Annotated in this window: 17 protein-coding genes; 8 read left to right on the forward strand and 9 right to left on the reverse strand. The window is 61.2% G+C overall.

The genetic code is table 11. From position 1 onward, the window contains the following. Positions 1-3: 3 nt before the first annotated feature. Entirely contained in the window at positions 4-1260 is a 1257-nt protein-coding gene (gene hcnC / locus JYG36_RS00840; protein ID WP_093377819.1) for a cyanide-forming glycine dehydrogenase subunit HcnC, read from the forward strand. Positions 1261-1322: 62 nt separating this feature from the next. On the opposite strand, the gene lpdA is transcribed toward hcnC, so the two are convergent. Beyond that, a complete protein-coding gene (gene lpdA / locus JYG36_RS00845) occupies positions 1323-2723 on the reverse strand; it encodes a dihydrolipoyl dehydrogenase (RefSeq protein WP_213602845.1) in 1401 nt (466 codons plus the stop codon). 209 nt (positions 2724-2932) lie between these two features. On the opposite strand from lpdA, the gene cfaB reads away from it, so the two are divergent. Continuing rightward, positions 2933-4117, forward strand: a complete 1185-nt coding sequence (gene cfaB, locus JYG36_RS00850) for a C17 cyclopropane fatty acid synthase CfaB (protein WP_093377830.1) — start codon at positions 2933-2935, stop codon at positions 4115-4117. A gap of 6 nt (positions 4118-4123) precedes the next feature. On the opposite strand, the gene cls is transcribed toward cfaB, so the two are convergent. Then, entirely contained in the window at positions 4124-5563 is a 1440-nt protein-coding gene (gene cls, locus JYG36_RS00855; protein WP_213602847.1) for a cardiolipin synthase, read from the reverse strand. Between the two features lie 127 nt (positions 5564-5690). Here cls and JYG36_RS00860 point away from each other — a divergent pair, with 127 nt between their 5' ends. Further along, positions 5691-6218 carry a DUF3617 domain-containing protein gene (locus tag JYG36_RS00860; RefSeq protein WP_213602849.1) on the forward strand — a complete coding sequence of 176 codons (528 nt, stop codon included), beginning with the start codon at positions 5691-5693 and terminating at the stop codon, positions 6216-6218. 6 nt (positions 6219-6224) lie between these two features. Here JYG36_RS00860 and folE2 read toward each other — a convergent pair whose 3' ends face one another. Both folE2 and JYG36_RS00870 read right to left on the reverse strand, forming a co-directional pair. Beyond that, positions 6225-7112 carry a GTP cyclohydrolase FolE2 gene (gene folE2 / locus JYG36_RS00865; protein WP_213602850.1) on the reverse strand — a complete coding sequence of 296 codons (888 nt, stop codon included), beginning with the start codon at positions 7110-7112 and terminating at the stop codon, positions 6225-6227. Positions 7113-7135: 23 nt separating this feature from the next. Further along, a complete protein-coding gene (locus JYG36_RS00870) occupies positions 7136-7522 on the reverse strand; it encodes a hypothetical protein (protein WP_045199449.1) in 387 nt (128 codons plus the stop codon). Between the two features lie 119 nt (positions 7523-7641). Between JYG36_RS00870 and zigA the strand changes: the two genes are divergently transcribed. The 3 genes from zigA to JYG36_RS00885 are packed head-to-tail and all read left to right on the forward strand — an operon-like array spanning position 7642 to position 10472. Then, positions 7642-8850 carry a zinc metallochaperone GTPase ZigA gene (zigA, locus tag JYG36_RS00875; RefSeq protein WP_045199451.1) on the forward strand — a complete coding sequence of 403 codons (1209 nt, stop codon included), beginning with the start codon at positions 7642-7644 and terminating at the stop codon, positions 8848-8850. Beyond that, the gene (locus JYG36_RS00880) at positions 8850-9458 is read left to right on the forward strand and encodes a DUF1826 domain-containing protein (RefSeq protein ID WP_213602851.1); all 609 of its coding nucleotides are present in this window, start codon (positions 8850-8852) and stop codon (positions 9456-9458) included. Before zigA ends, JYG36_RS00880 begins: the two co-directional genes overlap by 1 nt. 42 nt (positions 9459-9500) lie before the next feature. Further along, positions 9501-10472, forward strand: coding sequence for a CobW family GTP-binding protein (locus tag JYG36_RS00885; protein WP_213602852.1), 972 nt, complete (start codon positions 9501-9503; stop codon positions 10470-10472). Here JYG36_RS00885 and JYG36_RS00890 read toward each other — a convergent pair. Next, the gene (locus JYG36_RS00890) at positions 10469-10861 is read right to left on the reverse strand and encodes a DUF3301 domain-containing protein (protein WP_045199457.1); all 393 of its coding nucleotides are present in this window, start codon (positions 10859-10861) and stop codon (positions 10469-10471) included. The genes JYG36_RS00885 and JYG36_RS00890 overlap by 4 nt on opposite strands. 119 nt (positions 10862-10980) lie before the next feature. On the opposite strand from JYG36_RS00890, the gene pdxY reads away from it, so the two are divergent. Next, the gene (pdxY, locus tag JYG36_RS00895) at positions 10981-11853 is read left to right on the forward strand and encodes a pyridoxal kinase PdxY (protein ID WP_195885338.1); all 873 of its coding nucleotides are present in this window, start codon (positions 10981-10983) and stop codon (positions 11851-11853) included. Between the two features lie 9 nt (positions 11854-11862). Here pdxY and JYG36_RS00900 read toward each other — a convergent pair whose 3' ends face one another. After that, on the reverse strand, positions 11863-12348 hold the full coding sequence (locus tag JYG36_RS00900) for an acyl-CoA thioesterase (RefSeq protein ID WP_045186257.1): 486 nt from the start codon (positions 12346-12348) through the stop codon (positions 11863-11865). 325 nt (positions 12349-12673) lie between these two features. On the opposite strand from JYG36_RS00900, the gene JYG36_RS00905 reads away from it, so the two are divergent. Beyond that, positions 12674-14434, forward strand: coding sequence for a cation:proton antiporter (locus tag JYG36_RS00905; protein ID WP_093377871.1), 1761 nt, complete (start codon positions 12674-12676; stop codon positions 14432-14434). 134 nt (positions 14435-14568) lie between these two features. Here the strand turns inward: JYG36_RS00905 and JYG36_RS00910 are convergent, their stop codons facing one another. The 3 genes from JYG36_RS00910 to uvrD all read right to left on the reverse strand — a co-directional run bounded on the left by JYG36_RS00910 (position 14569) and on the right by uvrD (position 18315). Further along, a complete protein-coding gene (locus JYG36_RS00910; protein ID WP_010222784.1) occupies positions 14569-14976 on the reverse strand; it encodes an SMI1/KNR4 family protein in 408 nt (135 codons plus the stop codon). 111 nt (positions 14977-15087) lie between these two features. Next, entirely contained in the window at positions 15088-15936 is an 849-nt protein-coding gene (locus tag JYG36_RS00915) for a Tim44 domain-containing protein (RefSeq protein ID WP_045199463.1), read from the reverse strand. A gap of 195 nt (positions 15937-16131) precedes the next feature. After that, positions 16132-18315, reverse strand: a complete 2184-nt coding sequence (uvrD, locus tag JYG36_RS00920; RefSeq protein ID WP_045199464.1) for a DNA helicase II — start codon at positions 18313-18315, stop codon at positions 16132-16134. Positions 18316-18519: the final 204 nt, after the last annotated feature.

The following is an 18519-nucleotide window of genomic DNA, read 5'->3' on the forward strand; positions in this document are numbered from 1 at the left end:
AGCATGAACAGAACCTATGATGTGGTCATCGCCGGTGGCGGTGTGATCGGTGCGTCCTGCGCCTACCAGCTGTCCAAACGCAAGAACCTGAAGATCGCCCTGATCGATGCCAAGCGCCCGGGCAATGCCACCCGCGCGTCTGCCGGCGGCCTGTGGGCCATTGGTGAGTCCGTGGGCCTGGGCTGCGGGGTAATCTTCTTTCGCATGATGTCGGCCAAGCACAAGCGTGAAGCCCATGGCGCGGCAGTGGCGGTGGATTCGAGCACGCCGCACATCCTGCCGCAGTCGTTCTTCGACTTTGCCTTGCAGTCCAACGCACTTTATCCACAGCTGCACCGCGAGCTGATCGAGCGCCACGGCATGGACTTCAAGTTCGAGCGCACGGGCCTCAAGTACGTGATTTACGACGATGAAGACCGCCTCTACGCCGAGCACATCGTTGCGCAGATCCCGCACCTGGCCGACCAGGTGCGCTGGCTCGACCGCGATGCCCTGCGCCAGGCCGAACCTGCGGTGAGCCATGAGGCCCATGGTGCCCTGGAGTTTCTCTGCGATCACCAGGTCAGCCCGTTCCGCCTGGCTGATTCCTATATGGAGGCGGCGCGCCAGAACGGTGTCGACCTGTTCCACAACACCAACATTACGGGTGTGCTGCATCAGGGTTCGCGGGTCAGCGGCGTGCAAACCGCCGAAGAGGGCACCTTTCACTGCGATACCCTGATCAACGCCGCCGGCGCCTGGGCCGCAGACTTGAGCGAGTGGGCCACGGGCCTGCGGATTCCGGTCAAGCCGGTCAAAGGCCAGATCATCCTCACCGAGCGCATGCCCAAGCTGCTGCAAGGCTGCCTGACCACCAGCGACTGCTACATGGCGCAGAAGGACAACGGTGAGATCCTGATCGGCAGCACCACCGAAGACAAAGGCTTCGACGTCAGCAACACCTTCCCGGAGATCAACGGCCTGGTTCAGGGCGCGGTGCGCTGCGTGCCGGAGCTGGCGCAGATCAACCTCAAGCGCACCTGGGCCGGCTTGCGCCCGGGCTCGCCGGACGAGCTGCCGATCCTGGGGCCGGTCAGCGAAGTCAGTGGCTACGTGAATGCCTGTGGACACTTTCGCACCGGCATCCTTACCTCGGCCATCACTGGCGTGCTGATCGACAAGGTCGTGAACCAGGAAACCCTGCCGCTGGATATCACCCCGTTCCTGGCCTCGCGTTTTGACCTGCTGGCTGTGGAAAACCAACAGGCTGCCCTGGCCTGATTGTGGATAAGCCGGCCTTCAGCCTTGAAGGCCGGCTTCATCCGTTCGACCGGACTGACTGATCAGACCTGCATCGCCTTGCCGTCGACGTTCATCGCCGCCTGGCGCAGGGCTTCGGAGCGCGTCGGGTGCGGGTGGCAGGTGAGGGCGATGTCTTCAGCCGAGGCGCTGAACTCCATGGCCACGCAATACTCACCGATCATCTCGCTGACGCTTGGGCCAACCAGGTGCACGCCCAACACTTCATCGGTACGGGCATCTGCGAGGACCTTGGCGAAGCCTTCGGTCTCGTGGTTGATCTTGGCCCGGCTGTTGGCGCTGAAGGGGAACTTGCCGACCTTGTACTCGCGGCCTTCGGCCTTGAGCTGCTCTTCGGTCTTGCCGACGCTGGCCAGTTCCGGGCGGGTGTAGATGACCGCCGGAATCAGGTTGTAGTTGACCTCGTGGGCCTTGCCGGCAATCTGTTCGATGCAGGAGATAGCCTCGTCCTCGGCCTTGTGCGCGAGCATCGCTCCGGAGGTGACATCGCCAATTACCCACACCCCCGGGACGCTGGTGCGGTGGTGCCGGTTGGCGAGCATGCCGCGCTTGTCGGTTTCCAGGCCGACGCTTTCCAGGCCAAGGCCCTGGGTATAGGGGCGCCGGCCGATGGCAACCAGTACGTAGTCGGCCTCGAGGGTTTCGGCGCTGCCGCCTGCGGCAGGCTCCAGGCTCAGGTTCACCCCTTGCGCTGAAGCGCTGGCCTGGGTGACCTTGCTGCCGAGCTTGAACTTCATGCCTTGCTTGGCCAGGGCGCGTTGCAGGGTTTTTGCCGCTTCTTCATCAGTACCGGGGCAGATGCGATCGAGGTACTCGACCACGGTCACCTGGCTGCCCAGCCGGCGCCACACCGAACCCAGCTCCAGGCCGATGACCCCGGCGCCGATTACCACCAGGTGCTTGGGCACTTCACTCAGGGCCAGGGCGCCGGTGGAGTCGATGATGCGCTGGTTGTCGATGGTCACGCCAGGCAGCGGCGTCGGTTCGGAGCCAGTGGCAATGACGATGTCCTTGGCCTCCAGCTCAGTTACCGCGCCCTGGTCGTCGGTCACCTTGACCCGACCAACTCCATCGAGCTTGCCCCAGCCCTTGATCCAGTCGACCTTGTTCTTGCGGAACAGGAACTCGATACCCTTGGTCAGGCCGCTGACGCTCTCATCCTTCTGCTTCATCATCTGCGCAAGGTTGAGGGTCGGTTTGACCTCGATGCCGAGGTTGGCGAACTCGCTGCCAACCGCCGCCTCATACAACTCGGAGGCATGTAGCAGGGCCTTTGACGGCATGCAGCCGACGTTAAGGCAAGTGCCGCCGAGGGTCGAACGACCTTCCACGCACGCCACGCTCAAGCCCAGTTGACCGGCACGAATAGCCGCGTTGTACCCACCAGGCCCGCCGCCAATGATTACTACATCATAGGTTTTCATTGTTGTACTCCAGGATGAAGAATCGACAATGGCGCCAAGACTAATCTGCAAATCGCTCGATTGTATACAATAAATCGTAGGTTCCAGCCCCCGGCGCAAGGTCTGCAACGGGCTAGATAGGCTCAGACTATGGTCGGCATAAGCTGAAAGTTCCGGCAGATGAACTACCCTTTTGGGCAGACGTCCGATGAAAAAAGGAGGCTCATTTCATGCTTGCGCAACTTCCACCTGTTCTGCAAAGCCTGCGACTGCCACTGCGACTCAAACTTTGGGATGGCAATGCGTTCGATCTGGGGCCCAAGCCGCAGGTGACCATCCTGGTCAAGGACCCGCAGCTGATTACTCAGTTGACCCATCCAAGCCTGGATGAGTTGGGGGCAGCGTTCGTCGAAGGCAAGCTGGAACTGGAGGGCTCCATCAGTGAGGTGATCCGCGTCTGTGACGAACTTAGCGTGGCTTTGCTCAAGGATGAAGAAGACGATCAGCCGGTGCGCACCGAGCATGACAAGGCTACCGATGCGGCAGCAATTTCCTACCACTACGACCTGTCCAACGCCTTCTACCAGCTGTGGCTGGACAGCGACATGGCCTACTCCTGCGCCTATTTCAAATCGCCCACCAACACCCTGGAGCAAGCCCAGCAGAACAAGTTCGAGCACTTGTGCCGCAAGCTGCGCTTGAAGAAGGGCGACTACCTGCTGGATGTCGGTTGTGGTTGGGGCGGGCTGGCGCGCTACGCAGCCAGGGAGTTCGGTGCCAAGGTGTTCGGCATCACTCTGAGCAAAGAGCAGCTCAAACTCGGCCGTGAGCGGGTCAAGGCCGATGGCCTGGAAGGGCAGGTTGAGCTGCAGATACTCGATTATCGCGACCTGCCCCAGGACGGTCGCTTCGACAAGGTGGTGAGTGTCGGCATGTTTGAACACGTGGGTCATGCCAACCTGGCGCTGTATTGCCAGCGCTTGTTTGGCGCCGTGCGCGAAGGTGGCCTGGTGATGAACCATGGCATCACCGCCAGGCACACCGACGGGCGACCGGTCGGGCGCGGCGCGGGCAGCTTCATCGAGCGCTACGTGTTCCCCCATGGCGAGCTGCCGCACCTGTCGATGATCAGTGCACGCATCAGTGAAGCGGGGCTGGAGATTGTCGACGTCGAAAGCCTGCGCCTGCATTACGCGCGCACCCTCGAGCACTGGAGCAACCGCCTCGAAGCACAGCTGGACAAGGCTGGCGCGCTGGTGCCAGAGAAAGCCCTGCGCATCTGGCGCCTGTACCTGGCTGGTTGCTCCTATGCCTTTGCCAGGGGCTGGATCAATTTGCACCAGATCCTTGCGGTCAAACCCTTTGCCGATGGCAGCCACGATTTGCCGCTGACCCGCGAAGACTTCTACCGTTAAAGCACCTTACAGAATCGGCGAAATCAGCCGGGCGATACGCATCCCCAGCTGCTGCAGGCGATGTGTATCGCGGCTGTCTTCGGCGGTGATTTCCCGGGATTGGTCGAAGTCATGGCTGAGCATCGCTTCGACCTGATCGGCAAATGCGCGGTCTACGGTCAGCAACATGATCTCGAAGTTGAGGCGAAACGATCGGTTGTCGAGGTTGGCGCTGCCGATGGCGCTGATCTCGTTGTCGATCAGCACCACCTTCTGATGCAGGAATCCAGGTTCGAAACGAAACATCCGCACCCCGGCGCGCACCGCCTCAAAGGCGAACAGGCTGGAGGCGGCGTAGACGATACGGTGGTCTGCACGCGAAGGAATCAGGATGCGCACATCTACCCCGCGCAACACTGCAAGGCGCAGGGCTGCGAACACCGCTTCGTCAGGGATGAAGTAGGGGCTGGTGATCCACAGGCGTTCGCGCGCCGAGTGGATGGCTTCGACGAAGAATAGCGAGCAAGTTTCTTGCGGATCGGCCGGCCCGCTGGCCAATACCTGGCAGAGCACGCCATCTTCCGGGTAGGTGTCCGGCAGGATCAAGGGCGGCAGTTGGCGCGACGCCCAGAACCAGTCCTCGGCGAACGATTCCTGCAGGCAGGCCAGCACTGGCCCGCTGACCTGGACGTGAGTATCACGCCAAGGGGAGAGCTTGGGATTGCCACCCAGGTACTCATCGCCAACGTTGTGGCCACCCAGAAAACCCTGCAGGCCATCGACCACGACGATTTTGCGGTGGTTGCGAAAGTTGACCTGGAAGCGGTTGAACCAGCCGCGGCGAGTGGCGAAAGCGCGGATATTGACGCCGCCTGCACGCAGCTTATGGCTGTAGGCGGAGGGTAGGGCATGGCTGCCGACGCTGTCGTAGAGCACGTAGACCTTGACGCCTTCGGTGGCCTTTTTCAGCAGCAGGGCCTGTAGCTGCCGCCCCAGTTCATCGTCGTGAATAATGAAAAACTGCACCAGCACCGTGTCGCGTGCGCCGGCAATGGCGTGAAAGATGGCGTCGAAAGTAGCCTTGCCGTCGATCAGCAAACGCACCTGATTGTTGGCCAGGCACGGCATGCGTCCCAGCTTGGGCATCGCCCGCAGCGCGCCATAGGATTCTGAATTGCGGGCTGCCAAGGCCTCTTCGACCCAGGGTCGCCAGTTGAGATCGGCCATGGCCACGTGCATTTCACGGTTGGCCTGGCGCCGGGCCTGGATGTAGGCGTCGAAGGTACGGCTGCCAAACACCAGGTAGGGAATAAGGGTGAAGTAGGGAATGAACAGCAGCGATAAGGCCCAGGCAATTGCCCCCTGGGCGGTGCGTACGGTGAACACCGCGTGCAAGGCGGCGATTGCCCCGAGCAAGTGAATCACGCCAATGAGGTAACCGAAGAAGTACGGGCTGTGGTAATCCATACGCATCCTGCTGTCCGAAGGCTCTACCCCTAACAGAGCATGTTCATGGCAGCACTTGCAACCGAAAGCACAAATTGACGTCTAAGCTGTGTTCCAGCTTGGGGCTGGAGTTTCGAGGAGTCACTACATGAAAAATCGTCAGCCGCTGCTGGCACTGATGTTCGGTCTGGCAAGCCCGTTGGTGCATGCGCAGATGTTGCAACCTGGCCTTTGGGAGCTGACCACCAGCAACATGCAGGTTGATGGCAAGCCGCTTCCAGACATGGGCTTCATGCTCGGTCAGTTGAAGAACCTGCCGCCGGAGCAACGGGCGATGATCGAAGGTGGCCTGGCCAAGCAAGGGATCAGCGTCGCCGGTCAAGGTGTGCGCTCTTGCCTGACGCCGGAGCAGGTAAAAACCAATGACATCCCGCTGCAGGATCCCAAGTCTGGCTGTACCCAGAAGATCACCGAGCGCACCGGCAATGTCTGGAAGTTCACCTTCAGCTGCCCGAAAGCCCAAGGCAATGGGGAAGCCACGTTCGTCAGCGATCGTGAGTTCACAACCCAGGTCAACGGTACCTTCAACGCGTCCGGTGTGCAGCAGCAGGGCAGTATGAACACCCGGGCAGTGTGGCTCGGTAATGACTGCGGTACGGTTAAACCGCGTAGCTGAAGCGCCTCACCATCGCCATTGGCTGTGAGCGACTGCGTCGTGGGCATGCAAGCTTTCGGCATGCTCCACACGCAGGTTGAAGCCGCTGAGCCACGGCAGGGTTTTCAGCGCCACATTCAAGCGCCGGGCGGCATCTTCACAGAACATTAAATTCTGCCCGTTGGCCAAGGCAAAGGCTTGTTCATCGGCGCGCTTTACCGCAGTTTGAACAGCGGTGCCCAAGGCGCTCTCGGCCTGGTTGATCAGCGTTTCTATCGGCAGTTCGTTAACCCCTGGGCGCAGACGAACCTGCAGCTTTGCCGCACTGCGTTGGCTATGGGGCGTGGCCACAATACCCTCGGCACTACCCAGCCAACTCAAGACCGCTTCATGGCTCAAGCTGCGATTGCCAAAATCGCTGATGAATTGCTGTTGAATCAGCTGCCGAGCCAAGGCGGCTGAGCAGGGGCAGGTGGAGGAATACGCCACATCGACAAATAGTTCCACGTGGAACACTCCGTCTTTTATCTGCGCATCCAGAGTAACCGGATAGGCTTTCCATCCTGCCAAGGGGCTGATTAGCGCAGGGCGTTTGAGCATCAGTTCGAATCGCAGGGTCAGGAACGCACTGGCGGAAAGGCCTATGTGGCTGTCGAGAAAACCCAGCAGAACTTCATTGATCAGCGCCGGACTCAAGGGTTGATGCTCCAGGGCTTCCAGCGCCAGGTACAAGCGTGACATGTGAATGCCCCGGGAGGCGCCATCATCAAGGCTGACGCCCGCGTCGGCTGTTGCTGGCAATATCTGCCCATCGATCTGCAGCGGCAGGGCAATGCCACACATGCCGACCCAATCCAATGGCAATTGGGAAGTGGTGGCTTGGGCAGCGATATCAGGAAGGGTGAAAACGCTCATCAGGGGTTCACTTTTCAAGAAGGCTATTGGCAGCCGCTCAGACGATTGCAGCGCAGATTGAAACGCTGCCCGCTGGAACTGGAGACCTTGTTCAAGGTGGTCCAGCCCACACGCTGGCTGTATCCGACCCAGGTTTCGCCGTTGCTCGCCACGCCTGTGAAGAAGGTCAGCTGGCCGTAGCGGCTATTGGTTTGTGCCCACAGTCGGCGGCCCTCCATTTCGAAGCCGCGCAGGTAGGTGGTGCTGCCCTGGGTTTGCACGCTGTAGTAATTGCCCTGGGCATCGCTGCAGGCAAGCAAGGTTGCACTGCGGGTACAAAGTGCCAGGCCGTTGCTGAGGGGCGCGCCGTTTGCAACGGCGGATTCGCACAGCAGCAATGCAGCGAAGGCAAAAAGGCAACGTGATTTCATCTTCCAGGTCGGCCTTTGGTCATGTTCTGAGCGAAGTGGGTTGGCGAGATTGTATTGTTATAATATAACATTGCGCAATGCATCGTTCGAATGCACTCGCCCCGATGAGGATAGCCCCCATGCCCAACCGTCTTCCCGTCACTGTGCTTTCCGGCTTTCTGGGTGCCGGCAAAAGTACTCTGCTCAATCACGTGCTGAAAAACCGCGACAACCTGCGGGTCGCGGTGATCGTCAACGACATGAGCGAAATCAACATCGATGCCAGCGAGGTGCAGCGCAACGTCAGTCTCAACCGCGCCGAAGAAAAGCTGGTGGAGATGAGCAACGGCTGCATCTGCTGCACCCTGCGCGAAGACCTGCTTGAAGAGGTCGCACGCCTGGCCCGCGAGGGGCGTTTTGATTATCTGTTGATCGAGTCCACCGGCATCTCCGAGCCGTTGCCGGTCGCCGAAACCTTTACCTTTCGTGACGAGCAAGGCCGCAGCCTGGCCGATCAGGCGCGCCTGGACACCATGGTCACGGTGGTCGATGGCTTGAACTTCCTGCGTGATTATCAGGCGGCCGAGAGCCTGGCCAGCCGCGGCGAAACCCTTGGTGACGAAGACGAGCGCTCGATCAGTGACCTCTTGATTGAGCAGGTGGAGTTCGCTGACGTGATTCTGTTGAGCAAGATCGATCTGATCAGCAGCGCCGAGCGCGAAGAGCTCAGCGCGATATTGCACAGCCTTAACGCCCAGGCGCAGATCGTGCCGATGGTCATGGGTCAGGTAGAGCTGCAGCAGATCCTCAACACCGGTCTGTTCGACTTCGACCGCGCCGCCCAGGCGCCTGGCTGGCTGCAGGAACTGCGCGGCGAACACGTGCCGGAAACCGAGGAATACGGAATTGCCGCGACCACCTGGCAAGCGCGCCGGCCGCTGCATCCACAGCGCTTTTACGATTTTATCCACAGGCCCTGGGACAACGGCCGGTTGCTGCGCTCCAAGGGCTTCTTCTGGCTCGCCAGCAAGCACCAGGATGCCGGCAGTTGGTCGCAGGCCGGCGGCATGATGCGCCACGGTTTTGCCGGGCGCTGGTGGCGCTTCGTACCCCGTGAGCAGTGGCCGCAGGATGAGCAGAGCAGCGCGCAGATCTTCAAGAACTGGACTGCAGAGTGTGGTGATTGCCGCCAGGAGCTGGTATTCATCGGTCAGAATATCGACTTCGCCCGGCTCGATGCCGAGCTCTCGAGCTGCCTGCTCGACGATGCAGAAATGGCCGCAGGCGTGAACAGTTGGCGGCAACTGCCTGACCCGTTCGGCCCGTGGTTTGACGAGGACGCGGCGTGATGCGCCAGGCCTTCGGCGACACGCCTCAAGTGCTCACCGAGGCGTTGCAGGATGGCGTCAATCTCGCGGTATGGCAGCGCCGCTTGCCGGTGCAGATCGAAGACTTTGCCCGCTTGCTGCTGTCGCTGAACCAGCCACTGGGTGAAAGCCGGGTCATCGAGCTGGATGAGCAACAACAGTTGCCGGACCTCAGTGGCTTGCTGGGCGGGTATGCCGACCTGGAAGGCCATGTGGCGTTTGTTACCGACGTTGCCTGGCTGGTGGCTGCCTACGCCTGCTTGCTCGACGCCCGACGAGTCGGCTTGCGCCTGCAGGCGCTGGGCAACGCCATGTGCCCGCGGTTTCATGTCGATCACGTCCCTCTGCGTTTGCTGAGCACCTACGCCGGGCCGGGCAGTGAATGGCTGGGAGAAGGTGCAATCGACCGTACGCAACTGGCTCGGGAGCAACCGCATGCCGAGGCAATCCGCCAATTGGCCGAGGGTGAGGTGGCCTTGCTCAAGGGCGAGAAATGGCTTGGTAATCAGGGATGCGGGCTGGTCCATCGTTCGCCGGCCTTGGCCAATGGTGAGCGGCGTTTGATCCTCAGCCTTGACTGGATGGCCTGATATAACGGCATAGTGACGAAAATTTTAGGCACTCTCCGTCCCATGCTGCAGAACATTCCTACCCACGTGATTGCCGGCCCGCTCGGCGCCGGCAAGACCAGCCTGATTCGCCAGTTGCTGGCGCAGCGGCCCGCCGATGAGCGCTGGGCGGTGCTGATCAACGAGTTCGGCCAGATCGGCCTGGACGCAGCGCTGCTGGCAACCGATGACGATGGGATTGCCCTGGGAGAGGTGGCCGGCGGTTGCTTGTGCTGCGTCAACGGCATGCCATTCCAGGTCGGCCTGGGTCGCCTGTTGCGCAAGGCCAAGCCGCATAGGCTGTTTATCGAACCATCCGGGTTGGGCCATCCGTTGCAGTTGTTGCAGCAACTGCGCTTACCGCCCTGGCAGGGGGTGCTGGCGGTACAACCGGCGGTACTGGTGCTCGATGCCGAGCAGCTGGCTGCGGGTGTTGCCTTGCCGCAAGCTCAGCACTCGACCCTGGCCAGCGCCGGGCTGCTGGTGCTGAACAAATCCGCTGGTCTGGACGAACTACAGCGCTTGTGGATAACTTCCCGGCTGGCGGATGCTCGCCTGTACTGGACCGATTTCGGCCATCTGCCGTTGTCCGAAGTGCCGATGGCAAGTGCTCCGCCAAGCCATTCCCTGGCTGTGGATAAACTGGCATCAGCCAGTGTTTCCGCAGTCATAGGCAGCCTGTGGACAAATCCGCAGGAGCCAATTTGCAGCATCCAGGAGGCGGCGGAGGGCTGGAGCATTGGTTGGCGCTGGCACCCGGCTCAGGTGTTTGATCGTGCCCGCATCGAGCAATTTCTGCGGGAGTTGGACTGGCGCCGGGCCAAGGCAGTTATCCACAGCTTGGACGGCTGGCAAGCGCTCAATGCCCTGGCTGGACAGCCGTCCTTGCTGTGGAGCCGCAGCGAATGGCGGCGTGACTCGCGGCTGGAGCTGATTTTTGCCGAGCCGCAAGCTCCTGAAGCGCTAAAACAGGCCATGCTGGCCTGCCGCGTCTAGTTACGCCAGCGGTTGTGGTCCTGACGCCACTGGTTCATCTCGACCACGTTATCGTGGTGTGGCGGCGTCTTGATCTCGAACGGGTAGGGCGCCAGTTCGATCTGCATGGTATGGGCGCCGAACTGGGTGACGGTACCGGGGTGGCGCTGTTCGCCGGTCACGGTGAATTCGAAGTTGTACACCCGGGCCAGGCGTTTGCGGCCGTTGGCATCGCGAACAAAGCCGATGCGCTTGAGCGCGACATTGCCATCGAGCAGCTCCAGGTCGAGCTTGGCGCAGTGCTGCTTGACCCGCTCCAGAGCCTTTTCACGCAAGCCGTGGTTATGCCACAACCAAGCGCCTGCCGTGGCCAGCAGCATCAGCACGAAGAGATTTCCCAGGGTCAACATTTACATATGCTCCAACGAGGTATGCCCAGCTTAACTGCCTCCCCGGTCTGTCGTACAGGTGGCATTTAGCGCCATACTGCGCGCCTTGTTTTTCATTCCTACGCTTTCGGAAGACCTGCATGAAACGTACACCGCATCTGCTCGCCATCCAGTCCCACGTGGTTTTCGGCCATGCCGGCAACAGCGCCGCAGTGTTTCCCATGCAGCGGGTCGGGGTGAAGGTCTGGCCGCTCAATACCGTGCAGTTCTCCAACCATACTCAGTATGGCCAGTGGACCGGAGAAGTGCTTGCTCCAGCGCAAATACCTGCACTGGTAGAAGGGATTGCGACGATCGGTGAGCTGGGCAACTGCGATGCGGTGTTGTCCGGCTACCTGGGCAGTGCCGAGCAGGGGCGGGCGATCCTCAGCGGCGTGGCCCGGATCAAGGCGGCCAACCCGCGCGCCTTGTACCTCTGCGACCCGGTGATGGGCCATCCCGAGAAGGGCTGTATCGTTCCGGCCGAGGTCAGCGAGTTTCTGCTCGAAGAAGCGCTGGCCCGTGCTGATGTGCTGTGCCCGAACCAGCTGGAACTGGACAGCTTCTGCGGGCGCCGTGCCGAGTCGTTGCAAGACTGTGTCGACATGGCCCGCAGCCTGCTGGAGCGCGGCCCGAAAGCGGTGCTGGTCAAGCACCTGGCGTACCCGGGGCGTGGCGCGGAAGATTTCGAGATGCTGCTGGTGACCGGCGAAGGGAGCTGGCACATCCGCCGCCCGCTGCTGGCATTCGCCCGCCAGCCGGTAGGCGTTGGTGACCTGACATCAGGCTTGTTCCTGGCGCGCTTGCTGCTCGGCGATGACTGGCTAGCGGCGTTTGAATTCACCGCCGCCGCGGTGCACGAAGTGCTGCTGGAAACCCAGGCCTGTGCCAGCTACGAGCTGGAACTGGTGCGGGCGCAAGATCGCATCGTGCACCCGCGGCTGCGCTTTGCGGCGCAGCCTCTGGCCTTTTAACGGGCGGTCTTAAAGGGCGTCGCCCTTGAGCTCCTGGTAACGCTTCTCCAGCTCCTGACGTATCAGCCGGCGCTGTTTACCCTGGAGGAAACGGCGCTTCTCTTCGCTGCTTTCAGGCTGGCGCGGCGGCACCGCAACCGGCTTGCGGTCGTCGTCGACGGCGACCATGGTGAAGAAGCAGCTGTTGCTGTGGCGCACCGAACGCTCGCGAATATTCTCAGTGACCACCTTGATGCCGACTTCCATCGAGGTGTTGCCGGTGTAGTTGACCGAAGCGAGGAAGGTCACCAGCTCGCCGACATGCACCGGCTCGCGAAAGACCACCTGGTCGACCGACAGGGTCACCACATAACGACCGGCGTAGCGGCTGGCGCAGGCATAGGCCACTTCGTCGAGGTATTTGAGCAGCGTGCCGCCGTGGACGTTGCCAGAAAAGTTGGCCATGTCCGGGGTCATCAGGACGGTCATCGACAGCTGGGCGTTTCCAGGTTCCATAGTGTGCTCACGGTAAGGTTGCGCTGAGGCGGGGTGGCGATTGCTGTTCACGCTTCTTTCCCCCAATACGATTCCCATCTAAGTAGACGGGACGCTGACAGCGGCCTTGCCGTCACGCTATTTGTGCCATTTGCGGCGATGCTTTGGTCGATCTGTTTCTTCATATTGCACCGGCTTTTCGCGACAAGCGGCGGTGTTAACCTGAAGAAGCCCATGCAAGGTGGGCATTCCTACATTTAAAACGCTATGTACCCGCAACTCAATCAGACAATTCATCGGGTGAGTTGCGGCTTGTCTCTGGATACCAGGTAAGGAGTCCCACGCCGTGCATGCCATCAGCTTTATCCAGGATTTGGCAGTGATCATGCTGGTTGCCGGGGTGGTCACTATCCTCTTCCACCGTTTCAAACAGCCGGTAGTGCTTGGCTACATTGTTGCCGGCTTCATCATCGGCCCGCACACCCCGCCGTTCGGCCTGATTCACGACGAAGAGACGATCAAGACCCTGGCCGAGCTCGGCGTGATCTTCCTGATGTTCTGCCTGGGCCTGGAGTTCAGCCTGCGCAAGTTGTTCAAGGTCGGGGCCACGGCGTTTATCGCCGCGTTCCTGGAAATCGTGCTGATGATCTGGATCGGCTTCGAGATCGGCCGCTGGTTCGGCTGGAACACCATGGACTCACTGTTCCTCGGCGCCATCCTGGCGATTTCCTCGACCACCATCATCGTCAAGGCGCTCAACGACCTGAAGATGAAGAACGAGCGTTTTGCCCAACTGATCTTCGGCGTGCTGATCGTCGAAGACATCCTTGGCATCGGCATCATCGCCTTGCTCTCGGGTATTGCCGTGAGTGGCACGGTGAGCTCGGGCGAGGTGTTTTCCACGGTCGGCAAGTTGTCGCTGTTCATGATCGTTGCCTTGGTCATCGGCATTTTGCTGGTGCCGCGCCTGTTGGCTTACGTGGCCCGCTTCGAAAGCAACGAGATGCTGCTGATTACCGTCCTGGGCTTGTGTTTCGGTTTTTGCCTGTTGGTGGTCAAGCTTGAATACAGCATGGTCCTGGGCGCCTTTCTGATTGGCGCGATCATGGCCGAGTCGCGCCAGTTGCTGAAGATCGAGCGCCTGATCGAACCGGTACGCGACCTGTTCAGCGCCATCTTCTTTGTCGCCATCGGCTTGATGATCGATCCGTCGATCCTGGTCGAGTATGCCTGGCCGATCGTGGTCATCACCATTGCCGTGGTGCTGGGCAAGATGCTGTCCTGCGGCATGGGCGCCTTTATCGCCGGCAACGACGGACGTACCTCTCTGCGGGTCGGGATGGGGCTTTCACAAATTGGCGAGTTCTCGTTCATCATCGCCGCACTGGGCATGACCCTGCAGGTCACCAGCGACTTCCTGTACCCGGTGGCGGTAGCCGTTTCGGCCATCACCACGCTGCTTACCCCGTATCTGATTCGCGCCGCCGACCCGCTGTCGCTGAAGCTCGCCAAGGTCGTGCCGGGGCGCCTGTCGCGGGTGCTGTCGCTGTACGGCGAATGGCTGCGCAGCATCCAGCCCCATGGCCAAGGGGCATTGCTGGCGTCGATGATCCGACGGATTCTGCTGCAGGTGGGGGTGAACCTGGCGTTGGTGGTGGCGATCTTCTTCAGCGGTGGTTATTTCGCCGCGCGCATTGGTGACTACCTGAGCGAATGGGTCAGCGATGTCGGCCAGCAGAAGGCCTTGATCTGGGGCGTGGCGCTGATGCTGTCGCTGCCTTTCCTGATCGCTGCGTACCGCAAGCTCAAGGCGCTGTCGATGCTGCTGGCGGAGATGGGGGTCAAGCCGGAGATGGCCGGGCGCCACACCCAGCGGGTTCGACGGGTGATTGCCGAGGTCATTCCGTTGCTGTCGCTGTTGGTGATCTTTTTGCTGCTGTCGGCGCTGTCGGCCAGCATTCTGCCCACCAGCGAGCTGCTGTTGCTGATCGTGGTAGTCGCGGCAGTGGTGGTGGCGGTGCTGTGGCGCTGGTTCATCCGTGTGCATACACGCATGCAGATCGCTTTGCTGGAGACCCTGGAAAACAACCAGGAAAACCACCAATAAGAGGCGCTTCCTGCGCGGGGCGGTTCGAATGTCCGAGGGGATGGAGCGGTAGCGAAGCGCCACGCGCGGGAAGGCGTGGCGATTCTACGAGCATTAATAGCCAAGAGCCATTATTTTATGCGGGTATTTCTCATTCAGCTTTCCAGCCAGACATCCCGCGCCCAGTGCCAGACCGATTCCCAGCTGTCCTCGGTAACGATCTCTTCTTCGCCGGACCACAGCACCACGGTGCCGTCCTCTTCGACGCAGTAGTAATCGTCGCCGTCCTGGCAGATCGGGATCAGGTCGCGCGGCACGCCGGCATCCCAGGCATTGGCTGCCACGTCCGGCAAGTAGGTATGCGACTGCGGGTCGGTGACGGTGACCGGCTCCAGGCTGCCGTAGACCACGTCGCTGACCGTCAGCAGGAATTCCTTGAAGACGAACGGAATGTTGATGAACAACTCTTCTTCGATTTCGACCAGTTGGTCTTCGTCCGGCAACTCCAGCGGCACCGGTACCGGTTCATTGGCTTCTCGGAGCTGTTCGATGACTTCTTCCACGGTTCTATCCTCTAACCTTTACGACACGCTGCGCGTTATACCCTAGTAGCCTGCTGCGCTAAAAGCAAAACCCCGGGACAAGCCCGGGGTTTTTTGTGCAATGCCTCAAGATCAGCCGTTCTGACGGATCCCGGCAACCAGCCAAGGCTGGTTCTCGCCCGGCGCGCGTTCCATGTTCCAGCTTTCGCTGAACGGTTCGCCCTGGTCGAAGCGCGAAGTCTTCGATACACCGCTGAAGGTCAGGGTGGCGATGGTCTTGTCGGCGCGGTCGTCGACACCTTCAAGCTGCACATTCAGGTCGTCGATGTAAGTGGACTGGAAGGCATCACCCAGGTCAGCACGCTCCTGCTTGAGGAACTGCAGCATCTGCGGAGTGACGAACTCGGCGATCTTGTCCATTTCGTTGGCGTCCCAGTGCTGCTGCAGCGACTGGAAGTGGTTGCGGGCAGCCGCCAGGAAGCTCTGCTCGTTGAACCAGGCCGGGGCGTTGATTACCGGACGGGCGGCGGCAGGTGCAGCCGAACCACCGAAGATCGACGGCTGCGCAGGCTGGTGCGCTTCACGCTGGAAAGGCGCGTGGCCGGCGGCGGCCATTTGTGGCTGCTGCTTGCGGCGACGGGCGGCGATGAAGCGGAACGCCAGGAAGGCAATCAGCGCCATGATCAGGATGTCGAAGATCTGCATGCCCTGGAAGCCGTCGCCCATGAACATGGAGGCCAGCAGGCCACCGGCGGCGAGGCCGGCCAGCGGGCCGAGCCAGCGCGAAGCACCGCTGGCGGCGGCAGGTGCGCGACCTGGCGCGGTTGGCGAGGCAGCCGGGGTAGCTGGGGCTGCCTGGCGGGTCTGGTGGGTCGGCGCGGCGCCCGAGCTCTTGCCGCCGCCGAAGCGTTTGGCGTTGGCGTCGAGACTCATCGTCAGGCCGATGCACAGCGCCAAAGCGATGCTAAGAAAACGTTGCATAGAAGGGTATTCCCGTTTTGTGGATTGCACGCGCGTCATGGTGCACAGGTTGTAGGACACATGACCAGCGCCATAATGTTTCCAGCTTTTGCCTGAATGATCTGAATACGCTGTAGGAGCGGGCTTGCCCCGCGATTGCGGCGTGCAAGTCACATTGCATCGCGGGGCAAGCCCGCTCCTACAGGATTTTCTGCTTTACAGCGCTTCGAGCTTGGCGTAACCGAGCATCAGCCACTTGCTGCCTTCGGCAAAGTTGACCTGGACCCGGGCCTGGGCGCCGGAGCCTTCGAAGTTGAGGATCACACCTTCGCCAAATACCGCATGCTGCACCCGCTGGCCAAGGTTGAAGGCGGTCTGCGGGATGTTGGCGTTGGCGAACAGGCTGCTCGAGTTCTGCTGCTGACCGGAGCCGAACGGGCGGCTGACGCTGTTGGACAAGCGCACTTCCTGCACCAGGCCGGCCGGAATTTCGCGTACGAAGCGCGAGACCTTGTTGTAGGTCTCGCTGCCGTACAGCCTGCGGGTTTCGGCGTAGGTCATCACCAGCTGCTGCATTGCGCGGGTGATGCCGACATAGGCCAGGCGGCGTTCTTCTTCAAGACGGCCGGGCTCTTCCAGGCTCATCTTGTGTGGGAACAGGCCTTCTTCCATGCCGACCAGGAAGACGTGAGGGAATTCCAGGCCCTTGGCACTGTGCAGGGTCATCAGCTGGATGCTGTCTTCGTGCTCGTCGGCCTGGGCGTCGCCGGCTTCCAGCGAGGCATGGCCGAGGAAGGCCGCCAGTGGCGACAATTCGGCGTCTTCTTCGCTGTTTTCGAAGTTGCGCGCGGCGCTGACCAGTTCCTCAAGGTTTTCTACCCGGGCCTGGCCTTTTTCGCCTTTCTCTTCCTGGTGATAGACGATCAGCCCGGACTGCTCGATAACCGTCTGGGTCATCAGGTGCAGGGGCATCTCCAGGACTTTGGCGGCAAGGTTCTCGATCATTTCCATGAACGCGCCCAAGGCACTGGCGGCACGGCCTTTGAGCGCCTTGTTGGCGATCAGCAGGCTCATCGACTCCCACATCGAAACCTGGGCGTGGCGCGCGTGCTCGCGAATCGCTTCGACGGTTTTCTCGCCGATACCGCGCGGCGGCACGTTGATCACCCGCTCAAGGGCGGCATCGTTGCCGCGGCCTTCGAGCAGGCGCAGGTAGGCCATGGCGTTCTTGATCTCGGCGCGTTCGAAGAAGCGCTGGCCGCCATAGATGCGATAAGGAATGCGTTCACGCAGCAGTGCTTCTTCAAGCACCCGCGACTGGGCGTTGGAGCGATAGAGGATGGCGATGTCGCTGCGTGCCAGGCCGGTCTTGAGTGCGCTTTCGATGCTCTCGACCACGTAGCGGGCTTCGTCGTGTTCGTTGAAGGCAGCGTACAGGCTCAGCGGTTCGCCATCGCCGCCATCGGTCCACAGCTCTTTGCCCAGGCGCCCGCTGTTGTTGGCGATCAGGGCGTTGGCCGCCTTGAGGATGCCGGCGGTGGAACGGTAGTTCTGCTCCAGGCGGATCAGCTCGGCGTCAGGGAAGTCGGCGGTGTACTGGTGGATGTTCTCGATCTTGGCACCGCGCCAGCCGTAAATCGATTGGTCGTCATCGCCGACCACCATCAGGCTGTCGCCGCCCTTGGCCAGCAGCCGCAGCCAGGCGTACTGCACGGCGTTGGTATCCTGGAATTCGTCGACCAGCACATGGCGGAAGCGCCGCTGGTAGTGCTCGAGCAGGCCGGGGTGGTCGCGCCACAGGTCCAGGGCGCGCAGCAGCAGCTCGGAGAAGTCGATGACGCCGGCGCGCTGGCAGGCTGCCTCGTAGGCTTCATAAATGCTGCGCATGGTGCCCAGGAACAGGTCGCCGCTGGCTTGGATATGTTGCGGGCGCAGGCCTTCGTCTTTCTGGCCGTTGATGAACCACTGTGCCTGGCGCGCCGGCCAGCGCTGTTCATCCAGGCCCAGCTCGCGGATTACGCGTTTGACCAGACGCTGCTGGTCGTCGCTGTCGAGGATCTGGAAGTTCTGGTTCAGCCCTGCCTCTTGCCAGTGCGCGCGCAACAGGCGGTGCGCCAGGCCGTGGAAGGTGCCGACCCACATGCCGGCCGGGTTGATGCCCATCAGCTGTTCGATACGCTGGCGCATCTCGGCAGCGGCCTTGTTGGTGAAGGTCACCGACAGGATCGAGTGCGGCGAGGCCTGCACCACCTGGATCAACCAGGCGATGCGGTGCACCAGCACACGGGTCTTGCCGGAGCCGGCACCGGCCAGGACCAACTGACGACCGACCGGCGCAGCTACAGCCTGGCGTTGGGCGTCGTTGAGAGAGTTCAACAGGAGAGAGAGATCATCGCGCATCCGGCCATTTTAGGGGCGCAGGCGACCCTTGGGCAAATATACAGTAGAAAAACTTGGCGCTGACGACCGGCCGGTCACCGGCTGCAGCCCAAGGCCTGCGTGCTTGAGCACCTGCCGTCGGGAAATGCGATGAAATAATTATGATCCAGAGCAGTTTGGCCCAGGGGCTTGCTTGTGTATGCTCCGTGCACGTTTAAGGCTAAC

This window comes from Pseudomonas sp. SORT22 (genome assembly GCF_018417635.1).
In the GTDB taxonomy this organism is placed as follows: Bacteria; Pseudomonadota; Gammaproteobacteria; order Pseudomonadales; family Pseudomonadaceae; genus Aquipseudomonas.